The organism is Pedobacter sp. MC2016-15 (assembly GCF_026239695.1).
Classification (GTDB): Bacteria; Bacteroidota; Bacteroidia; order Sphingobacteriales; family Sphingobacteriaceae; genus Pedobacter.
Genome location: NZ_JAPIVS010000005.1, coordinates 382,299 through 396,974, shown reverse-complemented (window position 1 = coordinate 396,974; position 14,676 = coordinate 382,299). Strand labels below are relative to the sequence as shown.

Genomic DNA, 14,676 nt, shown 5'->3' with positions numbered 1-14,676 from the left:
CCTTGTAAGAAGTAAAAAAATAGAAGGTCTGGTTTGATGCCTTATTCTGTATTTCCGCAGAATACAGCATCAAACCAGACCTTCTATTTTTTTTCCCGAACCCCTAAAACAAAAACTTATTTGACAAGAAGTTACTCGTCTTATCTTCCAATATCGCGTCCAATAAATCCTTATTAGTTTTATTCAATTTTGTCGCGACAAGCGACCTGATCGAAAACGACCTGATCGCATCCACAACAGAAAGCGTACCCTCTGCAGAATCCTTCCTGCCTGTAAATGGAAACGCATCCGGTCCCCGCTGACACTGGCAATTGATATTAACCCTGCTCACCAGATTAACCAGCGGATCAATCATTGCTGCAAGCTCATCATCATCATTGCTGAATATACTCACCTGCTGCCCATGAGTAGACTCAATCAGATACTCTACAGTCTCCTCCAGATCATCAAAAGCTGTAACCGGAATAACCGGTCCAAACTGCTCCTCTTCCCATAACTTCATCCCCTTGTTCACTGGATAAACAATCGCCGGATAGACAAATGACTCATTAGTCAATCCCCCGTTTTCGTTGATAACAGCTGCACCCTGCTCTACCGCATCCTCGATACATTCCTTCAGGTAAGCTGGCTTATGTGGCTCAGGCAATGGCGTTAAAGAAACCCCATCCTCCCATGGCATCCCATATTTCAGTTGCGATACTGCTTCAGCAAAAAGCTTCAGAAACTCATCCACCACACTACGGTGCACAAACACAATCTTCAGCGCCGTACAGCGCTGCCCGTTAAATGACAAAGATCCCAGCAAAGTCTCCTGCACAGCAAGTTTCAAATCAGCATGTGCTGTAATAATCGCCGCATTCTTTGCATCCAGCCCTAAAACCGCCCGCAAGCGATTCACCTTTGGATGCAACTTCTTCAACTCATCCGCCACCTTGCTGGATCCGATAAGTGTAAGCACATTGATCTTGCCCGACTTCATCAGTCCCGGAATAATATTACTCCCCCGACCGTAAATCGTATTCACCACCCCTTTTGGAAAACACGAACTGAAAGCCTCCAGTAAAGGATAGTGCAGCAAGGTACCATGCTTAGGCGGTTTGAACAATAACGTATTCCCCATAATCAAGGCTGGAATCAACGTTGTAAAAGTCTCATTTAAAGGATAGTTGAACGGCCCCATGCAAAGCACCACTCCAAGTGGCGAACGCCTGATCTGCGCCACAATCCCCTGCTCGATACTAAACTGCGCCGAGCGCCTGTCCAGATCCTTCAGCGCATCAATGGTCGCATAAATGTACTCCACCGTACGGTCAAACTCCTTTACAGAATCTGCGTGCGACTTACCGATCTCCCACATCAGTAATTTCACCACCTCATCTTTCTTCGTGATCATCTTCTCCGTAAAGAGCGCCACACAGTCTATACGGTCAGATACACTCATAGTCGGCCATGCCCCTCGACCGTTATCATAGGCCTCTACAGCAGCGTCCAGCGCTTCAAAACTTTCCTTCTCCGTACATAAGGGATAAGTGCCAATCACCTTGCGCTTGAGCCCCTCTGCAGTTTGAATACAGATTGGAGAAAGCACCGTATGCACCTCCCCATTCCATGGAAGCATCTCACCATTGCTCAGATATTCGCGCTGGTTTACCTCTTCCAATAATCTGTACTGCTCAGGAATTTGGTTCTCTTCAACAAAAATTGAGGATAAATCGATTGCAGACATAAGATAAATTATAAATATGTTTAAAGTTTACAGATCTGTAATTGGCGTGTATTTAGGTACAAGCGATTTCATGATCAGCCAGGCCACGAGATAGAGCACCGCGCAGATCGCGAACATAATAGTATATCCCGTTTGTGTATGTCCCATCGATTTGTAGTAGTCGAAAAGCGCCCCCCCCAGTTTCGAGATCGTCACACCACCCAATCCACCAGCCATACCACCCAGGCCAATCACAGTTCCAATAGTTTTTTTAGGGAACATATCTGAGACTGTAGTAAAGATATTTGCAGACCATGCCTGGTGCGCGGAAGTCCCGATACCGATCAGGATCACGGGGATCCAGAAGGTGAGATCTCCGAAGGGCTGTGCCAGCAATACCAAAAGTGGGAACAGCGCAATGATCAGCATCGCTTTCATCCTTGCGTCATAAGGTGCCAGACCTTTTTTCATGTAATATACCGGGAACCATCCCCCGCCAACACTGCCGATCATCGTCATGCTATACAGCACTGTAAGAGGCAGCATAATATCCGTACCTACCATGCCATACTGCACCTTCAGGTACGAAGGCAGCCAGAACAGGAAAAACCACCATACCCCATCTGTCATAAACTTACCCACGACAAATGCCCAGGTTTGCTTATAACCCAGCAACCTTACCCAGGAAACCCTTTCTGCACTCTGCGGCTCCACGATCCCGTCATCATCCAGACGGTCGCTATTGATATAGTCAAGCTCAGACTGCGTAATATTCTTTTGATTTTCAGGCTTATCATAAAAGAAGAACCAGAATCCCAGCCAGATCAGACCTACGGCGCCTACAATGATGAAAGCACTTTCCCAGCCCCATTTCGCTGCAATCCAGGGCACCGTCAATGGCGCAAGCACCGCCCCGATATTCGCACCGGAGTTAAAAATTCCCGTTGCGAAAGAGCGTTCTTTTTTTGGGAAATACTCAGCTGTAGCTTTGATGGCAGCAGGGAAATTCCCCGACTCACCAATTCCTAGCACTGCCCTAGAAACACTGAATCCCAGTACAGAAACCGGAATCAACCCCAGACCTGCCCAGCTCAGCATAGACGACAAGCCCTCCCCGATAGGGATCGCCAGCGCATGCATCACCGCACCTGCCGACCATACGATCAGCGAAATCGCATACCCCCATTTCGTGCCCAATTTATCTACAATCCTGCCCGCGAAGAGCATAGATATCGCATAGACAAACTGAAACACAGAAGTAATATTCGCATAATCACTGTTCGTCCAGTTAAATTCTTTCTCCAGCGTTGGGTGCAGGAGACTCAATACTTGTCGGTCTAAGTAGTTGACAGTAGTGGCAAAAAACAATAACGCACAGATTGTCCAGCGGTAATTGCTCATTTTAGCTTCTTTCATTGTCTATATTTGGTTTGAGGTTAGGTTGTTGGCAGGCTGGGTTAAATCCTTAACTCAGCCTGGTTTCACTTATAATTTTAAATGTTTTTTCTGTTAATGTAAAAAGTGTATCGTAATCTTTGTTTGTTAATATCTCCTTGCTGATCAGCTTGCTGCCCATGCCAACTCCACATACGCCCGACTTAAACCAGGCGCTGATGTTTGCCGCCTCAATCTCCACCCCACCTGTTGGGATAAACAATTGTCCGGGGAAAAGATCCTTCACTGACGACATAAATGCCGGACCCAGTAAGTTTGCAGGGAACAACTTGATCAGTCCCGCTCCGTTTTGTGAAGCCAGGTTAATTTCTGTAGGTGAGAAACATCCCGGAATCCACAGCAATCCCGCCTCATGCACCAGTTTACCGATCTCCAGGTCTACCACCGGACAAACGATAAAGTGCGCACCTGCAGCAATAAAATCTGCTGCCTGCTCCACATTTTTGATTGTACCGATCCCTACATGTAAATCCGGCATTTCCGTTTTAGCGGCCTCTACCAGGATTTTGAAATTCTCCAGCGCCGCAGGGCCCCTGTTGGTATATTCTATCACCCGGACACCCGCACGGTATATTGTGCGTACAATCTCCAGGCTTACTTCTGCATCATCATAATAGAACAGTGGCAATAGTGCCTGTTCTGTAATCGCCTTTAACGTCGTTTCCTTAGTTTTCATATCTTTGAACTACTCCCTGTATCTCTTCTAGTTTTGTTGTATTAAAATCACTCTCTGTAAATAGTTTGGCAAATGCTGCCGCCGTGGCAAAGTTTACCACTTCCTGTGGTTCCTGCTCCTTGTACAGGCCGTAGATCAGCCCTGCCATAAAACAATCTCCGCTGCCCACTTTTCCCGCAATCTGCTCTGCTACATATTCTGTAGAGATAAACAATTCATCCTCCGTGTATAGCGTAGTGTAGTACTGAATACCCGATCCATGGTCAAAACGGAAGGTATTCGCCACATATTTACATTTCGGGAACTGCTCCATAATCGCTTTTGAGCTCACCTGCGACTGCTGCAGGTAGGCACTTTTATCATGCTCTTCCACCAGCGTTTCTGACACTGGGATACCCAGCATCTTCTCTGCTGCCCATACATTGCCCATTACCAGGTCGCAGTATTGTACCAGCGAAGGAAGCACCTCTACGGGCTCCTTCCCATATTTCCAGAGCTTAGCCCTGTAGTTCAGGTCTATTGAGATTGTAATCCCTTTTGCCGAAGCCGCCTTTAGCGCTTCTTCACATACATCTGCTACCGACTGGTTAATGGCCGGACAGATGGCGCTGAAGTGAAACCAGCTCACCCCTTCGAAAACCTTGTCCCAGTCGATCGTGCCCACTTCCAGTTCAGAAAAGGAAGAGTACTTACGATCATAGATCACACCGGCGTTTTTCAGATCTTTTCCCTTATCCAGGAAATAGAGACCAATACGTTCACCAGAATACTGGATGGCAGAGGTGTCAATATTTAATTCATCCAGGTAACCCACCAGCTGCCTGGCGATAAAATTGTCGGGGATGGCCGACATGTACGCTGAAGGAATCTCCCACAGTGCCAGTGCCGCCGCCACGTTGGCTTCAGCACCACCCACATAAACCGGAAAGCTGTTGTCCTCCAGCCAGCTTCCTGCTGAGTCAGGACAAATCCTTAACAGCAGTTCGCCGAAACTTAAAACTTTACTCATCATTAGAAATTGAAATAGGATTTTGCGTTATTGTAACATATGTCCTGTACAATTTTACCTACCCAGGCTATGTCGTTGGGAAGTTCACCATTTTCAATATCTTCTCCTAATAAATTACACAATATTCTTCTAAAATATTCATGTCTCGGGAAAGACAGGAAACTTCTTGAATCTGTAAGCATACCCACAAAGCGGCTCAGCAGACCCATATTTGATAAAGCGTTGATCTGTTTGATCATCCCTTCCTTCTGATCCAGGAACCACCAGGCCGATCCATACTGGATCTTGCCCGCGATCGTGCCATCATTGAAATTACCAATCATCGTTGCAATCAGCTCATTATCTGCAGGATTCAGGTTATAGATAATCGTTTTTGCCAGCTGGTTACTGGTATCCAGCCTGTTCATGAATTTGGATAGCGCCTGGCCCTGTGAAAAATCACCGATAGAATCCAGACCTGTATCTGGCCCCAGATTTTTGAGCATCCTCGTGTTGTTATCTCTAAGCGCACCAATATGGTATTGCTGTACCCAGTTTTTTTCATGATCCCACACCGCAAATACATGCAGCAGCGCTGATTTAAACTGCAGGATCTCCAGTTTAGACAAGGTATCTCCGGCACCAATCTTCAGGAAGATCGCCTCTACTTCATCTTCAGTATAGTTTTCAGCATACAGCTGCTCCAGTCCGTGGTCAGAAAGCACACAACCATTTTCTGCAAAATAATCATGTCTGCGTTTCAATGCAGCCAGGTATTGCCTGTAGGTTTTGATCTCGGCGCCATCTACCTTCTCCAGTTTTGCGATATACGCATTCAACGCAATCAGGTCATCCGCATTCATCGCCTTATCGGGACGAAAGGCAGGCAGAATCTTGATGTCAAAGCCTTCCGCTTTCAGTTTCTGGTGATGTGCCAGATCGTCACAAGGATCATCTGTCGTAGCCACGGTCACCACACCCATCTTTTTCAGTAGGTTTTTTACGGAATACTCCGGTGTCTGCAGTTTTGCGGTACACTCATCGTAGATCTTCTTTGCCGTGGCTGGTGAAAGCACATCATAGATATCAAAATATCTTTGTAGCTCCAGGTGAGTCCAGTGGTATAAAGGGTTACGCAGCGTGTAAGGCACGGTTTCTGCCCATTTCTCAAATTTCTCCCAGTCGCTTTTGTTGCCCGTGATATAATCTTCAGATACCCCATTGGCACGCATTGCCCGCCATTTGTAATGATCACCATATAACCACACCTGCGTCAGGTTTTCAAAGTTTTTATCCTCAGCAATCTGATCCGGCGGAAGATGGCAGTGGTAATCGATGATGGGCATGTCTTTGGCAAACTGGTGATAAAGATCTTGTGCAGTTTGAGTATTTAATAGGAAGTTTTCGTCTAAAAAAGGTTTCATCATAAAAATTTTAAAGTGAGATGCCGCGTTTCCATGGGATAAAGTCATCCTGGATATGACGCACAGCACTTACTGTGGTATTTCCGCTTGCTACATCAATTACATAATTCAGTATTCTTGCTCCTGCTTCCTCGATAGTTTCTTCACCAGCGATGATAGAACCAGTATCAAGGTCGATAATATCATTCATCTTATTGTACAGTACCGTATTGGTAGAGATCTTCACCACCGGAGCGATCGGGTTTCCTGTAGGCGTGCCCAATCCTGTCGTAAACAAAACAATGTTTGCGCCTGAGCCCACTTCGGCAGTAGTAGATTCCACATCATTGCCCGGTGTACATAGCAGGTTCAGCCCTGGCTTCGTCACCTTTTCAGGATAATCCAGCACATTTACCACTGGTGAGGTACCACCCTTCTTGGCGGCACCCGCAGATTTAATAGCGTCAGTGATCAGCCCGTCTTTGATATTTCCCGGAGAGGGATTCATATCAAAACCAGAACCCGCTTCCGTCGCACGGTCGCTATACGTTTTGATCAGCTCAGCAAAGCGCGTTGCATCTGCAGGATCCACACAGCGGTCGATAATATTCTGTTCGACCCCGCACAGTTCAGGGAACTCTGCCAGGATCACCGATCCGCCCAAAGCCACCAGCAAGTCTGAAGTATAACCTATTGCGGGATTCGCTGACAGACCCGAGAAACCATCAGAGCCACCACATTCAAGACCGATACACAGTTTACTCAGTGGTGCCGGCTGGCGCACATTGGCGTTTGCCTGTATCAGGCCTGCAAAAGTTTGTTTGATGGCATCGGAGAGCAAATCTGCTTCCGTACCCGTCTTTTGCTGATCCAGGATATATAAAGGCTTATCAAAATCAGGACTCCTTTTTTCAATTTCTTCCATCAGGATGCTCACCTGTGCATTCTGGCAACCCAAGCTCAGCACCGTAGCCCCGGCCACGTTGGGATGTGTAATATATCCCGCCAGCAGGCCACATAAAGTCTGTGAATCCTGGCGGATGCCCCCACAGCCACCGTTGTGGTTCAGGAATTTAATCCCGTCCACATTTGGAAACATCCGGTTTTTAGGCTCAGCTTTTTCCGTGAAACTCGTTTGGGAATTGAGGATCTCCTCAACGCTGGCTCCTTTTTCGTAGAGCGCCATCAGTTCTTTCGCCTGTGCCTGGTAGTTTTCATTCCTGCCATACCCCAGGTTGTTGAGCAACGCCTCCTGTATCACATCCAGGTTCCTGTTCTCACAAAAAACCATCGGGATCACCAGCCAGTGATTGGCTGTACCCACCTGTCCGTCGTTACGGTGAAAGCCGTTGAAAGTTTTATCCTTCCAGGCCGTGATATCAGGCACATGCCAGTCAAGTTGATTCTCCCCCGTATGGAAACCCGTTGCAGCGTGCTTCAGGTTGGCAGTGGTCAGCACCGCTCCTTTCGGAACCGGCAGTTTCGCCTTCCCCACCAGCACCCCATACATGATCACCTGATCGTCAGTCCTCAGGTCCTGCGTTACAAATTTATGTTTTGCCTTTACATGGTCTTTCAGGATATAGACCTCATCCCCATAAGTGATCGTCTCCCCTTCGGCCAGATCCACCAGGGCCACCAGCACATTATCTTTGGGATGGACCTTCAGTATTTTCTTTTCCATGGTGTGCTATTTAACAGCTTTCAGTTTAAGGTTGAGATCTTCCAAAGCTGCTGTAATTCCATTTTCAAGGATGTTGTCGTAATCATTCTGTACCACCTCAATAAAGCCAGGAATCTCGTTCAGGTCCGCTCCCCAGAATTCAGTATCATTTAATACCTCTTCTACATAGTCGGCCTGATCAATTTCCGTAGTTTTTGCGTAGAAGTACGGCGCGCTGTCATCATTGATCAGATACTCCTGTCCATTATAGGAACCATAATACTTTCCGCCTTCCTGTTTTGAAGTGCGCATAAAATGAAGGAATGCGGCAAAGCCGAAAGTGATAAACGGAGGAATACTATTGTTTAACGTATGATAATTGAACAGTACCGGTAATACACGGATCTTCAGCTTCATCGCATATTGCATTGTGATACTCAGCCACAAGTGTTTGATATGCGGATTTGCAAAGCGGTCGATCACCGTACCTGCAAACACCAGCGCTTCATCCAGAGATACCTCATACGGGATCGCCGGGGCAATCTCCTTGCGCATCACCTGCTCCACAAAGTTAACGATATCAGCATTGTCCATACCATTCTTCACCGTGTCTATGCCCGACAAACAAGCGATTCCCGAGGTTAAAGTATGCGTACCGTTCAGCAGGCGCACCTTCAGCTCGCGGTAGATCTCAATATCCGGTTTTACGATCAGCCCTTTATCCGCCTGCATAAAACTCAATGTTTCAGAGACCTTTTGGTTGCCTTCCACAGCCCATAGGCGATAGGGTTCGGCAAGGATGAGCAGCTGGTCTTCGTAGCCCAGTTCAGTTTCCAGTTCAGCAAGTTTTGCAGCATCAGGTTTTCCCGGAACAATACGGTCTACGAGCGAATTACAGAAGATGTTGTTGGCCTTCGACCAGCTGATAAATTCATCCTCCAGTTTATTATAGGTTGCCAGTTCGTAAACGATGGCTTCCAGTTTCTTGCCATTTTCAGGAATCAGTTCCGTAGCAATGATCACCAGACCCGCATCAGCAGTGTTGCCGAGAACTTTATATCTTTCATATAGTGCCGCAAGTAGTTTAGCCGGAAAAGAAGCCGGAGGATTGCCCGTTACAGGTTCATTTACCAGCTGGATACCCACCTCAGTAGTATTGGAAACCACAATTTTCAGCTCAGGACTTTTTGCTACTTCCAGTATCGCTGCCCAGTCCTGCTCTGCCGAGATTACCCTTGAGATCGCAGAAGAAACAATGTTCTCCTCAACATTTTTTCCCTCTTCAATACCACGGACACCAATTGTATATAAGCTGTCCTGGTTATCAAAATCAGCAGTATCACCGTTACCGGTTGATTTAACGATCACAATGCGACCATTAAAAATCCCCTGTCTGTTTGCTTTATCTACGAAGTAGTCAGGAAGCCCACGTAGTAAGACACCAGTTCCAAACTGTAAAACTTTTTCTGGAAGACCAAATAAAGCCTCAGCAGGAACAATAACTTTAGCAGTATCTATGCTTTTTAAATTTTCTTTAGATAGTATCATGTAACAGATCAAATATTTGCTTGACAGCAATTCTAACGATTAAATAGAAATAATAACCTCAAGATGGTTGCAATAATCTACGCAATCGTTATCGTAACATTGGAAATTGAGATTTTTCTACTTTTTACTGCCTGCAGGAATCTGCGCTGCAATCCAGTTGGTGAGATCTACAGCGGCCTGAAAGTTTTCAAATTCTGCGGGAATTTTCCTGCCATCAGTATACTCGTCGTACAGCCATGGGTCGCCTATCGCATACACCGTCCCTTTGCCCAATTTCGCAACTGCCATCACCGCATTACCTTCTTTGTCCTGCAGAACGGATTTTGCCGGCGCCTTCAGTGCCAGTGTGCTATATTCCTTTACATAAATCTGTTTGGTGTTTTTAAAGATCGCATTTGAAGCAGGGATCATCAGGCTGCCCATTTCAAATTTACTCCCTGTCACCCTGTTTTTGCTGTCTTTGTTAAAGCTGATGCCAAACTTTGAGCTCAGTTCATTAAGATGGTCCAGCTCCACATTTCCCGTGTCATTAGCCATGATCACCAGCACCCCACCAGCTTTTACCCAGTCCGTAATCGCTGCGATATGTGCAGCACCAATAAAGTTCGGTTTAGGATTTTCCTTTTCGATATCAGGATCCACGATGATATACACCGAGGCATCCTTCAGGTTCGCTGCTGTTGGCGCCACAGGCAAACTCTTCAGTTTAAAGCCCCTCTGTGTAAAGATTTCGCCCCAGAGAGAAAACCCTCCGTTGCTCATCTCTTCCCATTTATAGTGCCACTGGATCTCGTTTCCACTCTGGTCTTTTTTTGTTTCACTGTTAAAGAAGTAATCCAGCATCACCGTTTTGCCCATTCCCTTTTTCGGAATTTCTGCGAGCTCCATTTCATTGGCGGCAAGGATAAATGCACCTACACCTTTACCGTCATTGGTGATCACCTTCTCCCGCATATAGTAATCGAACGAGCCATCACGGTAAGGTTTACCTCCCAGGCCGGAAACTGTCACCGTGCCTTTCAGGTTGATCTTGCCGGCACTGCGTTGTTCTACAAACTCCTTTTTCATTCCCTCATAACCCTTTTTTGCTACCGCAGCATAGCTCAGCGGCAGATATCCTTTTCTTACACCTTTCTGCAGCGCATAAACAAACATTGCCGAGGCCGAGGATTCCAGGTAATTCGGCTTTCTGTCCGGCAGATTCAGGATGTCATACCAGACACCGGATTTTGGATCCTGGTAGTCTTTTGCAGCCTTCGCTACGCGTGATAAGATCGCCAGCAGCTCTTTTCTTTTGGGATGTGTTTCAGGAAAATTGTCCAGCACATCTACCAATGCCATTGCATACCAGCCCATGGCCCTGCCCCAGAAATGAGGAGAAGTACCTGTTTTTGGATCTGCCCATTGCTGTTCTTTGGATTCGTCCCAGCCATGGTACATCAAACCCGTTTTTGCATCCCTGGAATGGTTTTCCATATAGATAAACTGGTTGGCGATGTCGTCAAAAGCCTTTTCATCTTTAATCAGCGCCGCATATTCCGCATAAAAAGGCTCACCCATGTACAGACCATCCAGCCACATCTGGTTAGGATAGATCTTTTTATGCCAGAAACCACCTTCTTTGGTCCGGGGCTGCGTTTTCAGCTGCTCCCACAATATGGTAGCCGCTTTGAAATATTTCTGCTGGCCTGTCACTTTGTACAGCGTTAACAGCGAGCGGCCGTTTTTGATATTATCAATATTATGTGAATCCTGCGTGTAGGTTCTGATATTGCCATCGGCAGTCACAAAATGATCCATACTTTTCTGCATATACCTGAAGTAATCTGCATTGCCGGTGCGGCGCCAAACGGCGTCGATGCCTTCCAGGATCACCCCCTGGTCGTAGGACCAGCGTACCGGATTACCGCCCATGGACAGGGAGTCTTTCCAGATGTCCATCACTGTGGCCGACATCTGCTCGGATAAAGGCTGGGTTTGCGCCCGACTTACATTCACTGTGCCTGCAAAGGTTGTCACCAGGCAAACTGCTGTAAATTTCAAGTAGTTCATCATGTCTTATTTTTTATTTCCTGTCAATATGATTTTTACGTTTTTCTGCTGTACATTTTTGGCTTCCTGGATTTCCACCCCTTCCTGAGCCTGTATGGTCAGATTCTCAAGGAAGATATCGCTGATATTTAACTCCGGAAGTCCGCGGATGAATACCGCTCTTTTGGCACCGTCACATACCACATTGCTGATATGGAAATCCCTGAAGATCGGCGTCTCCTCGGAAACCGGATATTTAACCACTTTTGGGGCATCCCTTTTTTCACCTTTCAAGGCAATCGGGTCCTGCGCAGCATAGTACATATCAAAAAGGATCGCCTCCCCTACAATATCTTTCATCACGATGTCTTTGGCGTAGATCGCTTCTACAACACCACCGCGACCGCGGGTAGTTTTAAACCGGAGTCCGATATCAGTGCCGATAAAAGAACAATCGTAGATAAAAATATTGTTTGCACCACCAGACATTTCACTGCCGATCACCACCCCACCATGGGCATGATAAACTGTGCTGTTGCGGATAATTACATTTTTTGTTGGCAGACCGCGTTTACGCCCTGCGGCATCACGGCCCGACTTGATACAGATGCCGTCATCACCTACGTCGAAAGTACTGCCTTCTACGAGCACATTTTTGCAGGACTCAATATCTATTCCGTCGCCATTGGCCGCATACCATGGGTTTTTCGCATATACGTTCCTCACAATCAGGTCTTCGCAAAGCAGCGGATGGAGGTTCCATGCAGGTGAGTTCTGAAAGGTTACCCCTTCCAGCAGTACCCGTTTACAGTTGTTCAGCACCACCAGGTTTGGTCTCAGGAAGTCCTTTACAGAAGCATAAAACTCCGGTGTTTTCTCCGGTGAGATCGCTCCGGCATTTTTGAGCATCGAGCCTTTGGCCGATTGTTCTGAGGGATACCACATTTTCTTTTCCGGGATGACTGTACCGCCAGAGGCCACGATCTTGTTCCACTGGCTCTCCGTCATCTTATCTTTTTTCACCATCCTCCAGGCGTCGCCGTTTCCGTCGACAATCCCTTCACCGGTAATCGCGATATTCTCAGCATCATTAGCAGATATAGGCGATTGATTTCTCATCTGAGGAATCCCCTCCCAGTCGCCCTTCACCAGTTTATACTGGCTAAAGTCTTTGGTAAACTGCAGCAGCGCATTCTTCTGCAGGTGCAGGTTTACGTTGCTGAGCAGCACCACCGGACCTGTTAACCAGAGTCCTGCGGGGATGACCACCACACCACCGCCCTTCTTGCTGGCAGCGGCAATTGCATCATTGATACTTTTTGTGTTTAAAGTGACTCCATCATTTTTAGCTCCGAAGGAAGTAATACGAATCGTATCAGTTTTGAATTTTGTTTCCTTTACTTCCGGAAGGTGATCAAAAGAATAAGGCTTCACTTGAGCGATGGCCTGCGAGGCAGACACGAGGATCAGCGTTGAAAAAACGGTTTGGCGTAAAAAGTTCAATTTGTTCATATTTGATGGTTAAATATAGGAAATGAGGAGGCAAAAATCAGCCCCCTCAACAGTAGCATTATTGATACCCAGGATTTTGCTTAAATTCATCTTTATTGGTTACAGCATCCACCTGCGCCCTTGGAATAGGCCTTACAAGGTTGAAATCCTGTATCGCGACCGCATTTGGATTGTACGTTTTCACACGCTCCAGCAGCTTACCGGATCTCTTAAGGTCGAACCACCTGATCTGCTCCCCGGCAAACTCGCGGGCACGTTCATCCAGGATAAAGTCCAGGGTAACCTGAGCCCCTGTCACCTGCATCGCAGCAACCATTCCAGGCTTTGCAGCCCTTGTTCTTACCACGTTCAGGTAGGTTGCCGCTGCTCCGGGATTTCCCAGGTTAAACTCCGCTTCGGCAGCAATGAGGTACAATTCCGCGAAGCGAATCACAAACACATCACGTGCGCTCTGGGCTTCATTCGCACTGGTACGGGTTGGGTCGTCAAACTTACTCAGTGTGACAAAATGCAGCTGATCTTTAACAGTACCATTGGCATTATACACCGCATTTCTGTCATAAATCTTATATAGTTTTCCGCTTGCCGGCACCACGGCCTTACTGGCCAGGATCGCAGTATCACCCAGTCGCATTCCCGCAGGACGAATCGTGCTGTTTGCCAGCCATGCGGTTTTAAAGGAACCTTCGTATCTCGAATCACTGGCACTGTACAGATCCAGCAGGAAACGGGTTGGCATATAACGGTTAAAAGGTCTTCCATTGAGGATATCCCTGATCATCGCGGGCTGGTCGTCATACTTCATGGCGAACATCAGGTGACCATTATTACTGCCGCGGCTATGTCCCAGCGGGTTCAGGATATCGTCCCTCAAATCATTCTGGATCAGGTTGGTGGAATAATTCACCGCGTATACCACTTCCCGGTTTTTGAGATTGGCCATTTTCCAGAGATCTGCATAGGCAGGCAGCAGCGTAAAACCATACCCTCCATTAATTACTGCGAGCGCCATATCCCTTGCTTCGGCATTTTTCTTTTGTGTGAGATACATGCGGGCGAGAAAAGCCTGCGCTGCCGGTTTGGTCACCCTGCCATAATCTGTTGTTGTTGCAGGCAGATTAGCTACAGCAAATAGCAGATCATCTACAATCTGTTTATTGAAAGTTTCTACAGGAGTTTTGTTTGCAGTTGTAATTACACCCTGTGTTTCCTGCAGCGTAAAATGTACTCCGCCCCAGGCCTCTACGATATGCCAGTAATAGAAAGCCCTGAGGAACCTTAGTTCAGCTTCCCTTACCGGACGAACGGTGGGCGACAAACCTGCACCAGCAATTTTGTTCACTCCTGCATTACAGAGGTTTACTGCTGCGTATAGCGCCTGCCATTCAGTGGTGATCGCACCATTGGTACCCTGCAGGTTGATATAATTTGTAAGATCCGTTGTGACATCTCCGGCACCACTCGCCCAAATATCAGTACCCATTTCAGATAAACTGTATCCTTCTTCTTTGCCATACCACCAGCGCTGGTAAGAATAAGCAGCATTTACCAGTGATTCGAAACCCGCAGGCGTGGTGAATACACTTTCAGCAGTAATTCCCGAAGGGTTTTTCTCAATCAGATCCTTCTTGCAGGAAGCCAGTGCGGTTATCCCGGCAAAAATGATCAGTCCTTTATAAATAAAATTTCTCATGG

10 protein-coding genes are annotated in these 14,676 nt (G+C 46.9%); all 10 read right to left on the bottom strand.

Going from position 1 to position 14,676, the window contains the following annotated elements; all coding sequences use genetic code 11:
- Window positions 1-103: 103 nt before the first annotated feature.
- A complete protein-coding gene (locus tag OQY15_RS16990) occupies window positions 104-1,726 on the bottom strand; it encodes an NADP-dependent glyceraldehyde-3-phosphate dehydrogenase (RefSeq protein WP_265793079.1) in 1,623 nt (540 codons plus the stop codon).
- 27 nt (window positions 1,727-1,753) lie between these two features.
- On the bottom strand, window positions 1,754-3,121 hold the full coding sequence (locus OQY15_RS16985) for an MFS transporter (RefSeq protein WP_265793078.1): 1,368 nt from the start codon (window positions 3,119-3,121) through the stop codon (window positions 1,754-1,756).
- Window positions 3,122-3,170: 49 nt separating this feature from the next.
- Complete coding sequence (locus OQY15_RS16980; RefSeq protein ID WP_265793077.1) at window positions 3,171-3,836, bottom strand: bifunctional 4-hydroxy-2-oxoglutarate aldolase/2-dehydro-3-deoxy-phosphogluconate aldolase; 666 nt, start codon at window positions 3,834-3,836, stop codon at window positions 3,171-3,173.
- Window positions 3,826-4,848 carry a sugar kinase gene (locus OQY15_RS16975; RefSeq protein WP_265793076.1) on the bottom strand — a complete coding sequence of 341 codons (1,023 nt, stop codon included), beginning with the start codon at window positions 4,846-4,848 and terminating at the stop codon, window positions 3,826-3,828. The genes OQY15_RS16980 and OQY15_RS16975 overlap by 11 nt, the downstream gene beginning before the upstream one ends.
- The gene (gene uxaC / locus OQY15_RS16970; protein WP_265793132.1) at window positions 4,848-6,248 is read right to left on the bottom strand and encodes a glucuronate isomerase; all 1,401 of its coding nucleotides are present in this window, start codon (window positions 6,246-6,248) and stop codon (window positions 4,848-4,850) included. Before uxaC ends, OQY15_RS16975 begins: the two co-directional genes overlap by 1 nt.
- A 10-nt stretch (window positions 6,249-6,258) precedes the next feature.
- Window positions 6,259-7,911: an altronate dehydratase family protein gene (locus tag OQY15_RS16965; protein ID WP_265793075.1), complete on the bottom strand. Its 1,653-nt coding sequence runs from the start codon at window positions 7,909-7,911 to the stop codon at window positions 6,259-6,261.
- A 6-nt stretch (window positions 7,912-7,917) separates the two neighbouring features.
- Window positions 7,918-9,438, bottom strand: coding sequence for a tagaturonate reductase (locus tag OQY15_RS16960; protein ID WP_265793074.1), 1,521 nt, complete (start codon window positions 9,436-9,438; stop codon window positions 7,918-7,920).
- A 117-nt stretch (window positions 9,439-9,555) separates the two neighbouring features.
- Window positions 9,556-11,493, bottom strand: a complete 1,938-nt coding sequence (locus OQY15_RS16955) for a glycoside hydrolase family 88 protein (protein WP_265793073.1) — start codon at window positions 11,491-11,493, stop codon at window positions 9,556-9,558.
- 3 nt (window positions 11,494-11,496) lie between these two features.
- Window positions 11,497-12,981 carry a glycoside hydrolase family 28 protein gene (locus OQY15_RS16950; RefSeq protein WP_265793072.1) on the bottom strand — a complete coding sequence of 495 codons (1,485 nt, stop codon included), beginning with the start codon at window positions 12,979-12,981 and terminating at the stop codon, window positions 11,497-11,499.
- Between the two features lie 58 nt (window positions 12,982-13,039).
- Window positions 13,040-14,674 carry a RagB/SusD family nutrient uptake outer membrane protein gene (locus OQY15_RS16945; protein ID WP_265793071.1) on the bottom strand — a complete coding sequence of 545 codons (1,635 nt, stop codon included), beginning with the start codon at window positions 14,672-14,674 and terminating at the stop codon, window positions 13,040-13,042.
- Window positions 14,675-14,676 lie beyond the last annotated feature (2 nt).

Coding starts and splice junctions, on each gene's coding strand:
- OQY15_RS16990 (WP_265793079.1), bottom strand. CDS start 1,726: ATGTCTGCAATCGATTTATCCTCAATTTTTGTTGAAGAGAACCAAATT.
- OQY15_RS16985 (WP_265793078.1), bottom strand. CDS start 3,121: ATGAAAGAAGCTAAAATGAGCAATTACCGCTGGACAATCTGTGCGTTA.
- OQY15_RS16980 (WP_265793077.1), bottom strand. CDS start 3,836: ATGAAAACTAAGGAAACGACGTTAAAGGCGATTACAGAACAGGCACTA.
- OQY15_RS16975 (WP_265793076.1), bottom strand. CDS start 4,848: ATGATGAGTAAAGTTTTAAGTTTCGGCGAACTGCTGTTAAGGATTTGT.
- uxaC (WP_265793132.1), bottom strand. CDS start 6,248: ATGAAACCTTTTTTAGACGAAAACTTCCTATTAAATACTCAAACTGCA.
- OQY15_RS16965 (WP_265793075.1), bottom strand. CDS start 7,911: ATGGAAAAGAAAATACTGAAGGTCCATCCCAAAGATAATGTGCTGGTG.
- OQY15_RS16960 (WP_265793074.1), bottom strand. CDS start 9,438: ATGATACTATCTAAAGAAAATTTAAAAAGCATAGATACTGCTAAAGTT.
- OQY15_RS16955 (WP_265793073.1), bottom strand. CDS start 11,493: ATGATGAACTACTTGAAATTTACAGCAGTTTGCCTGGTGACAACCTTT.
- OQY15_RS16950 (WP_265793072.1), bottom strand. CDS start 12,981: ATGAACAAATTGAACTTTTTACGCCAAACCGTTTTTTCAACGCTGATC.
- OQY15_RS16945 (WP_265793071.1), bottom strand. CDS start 14,674: ATGAGAAATTTTATTTATAAAGGACTGATCATTTTTGCCGGGATAACC.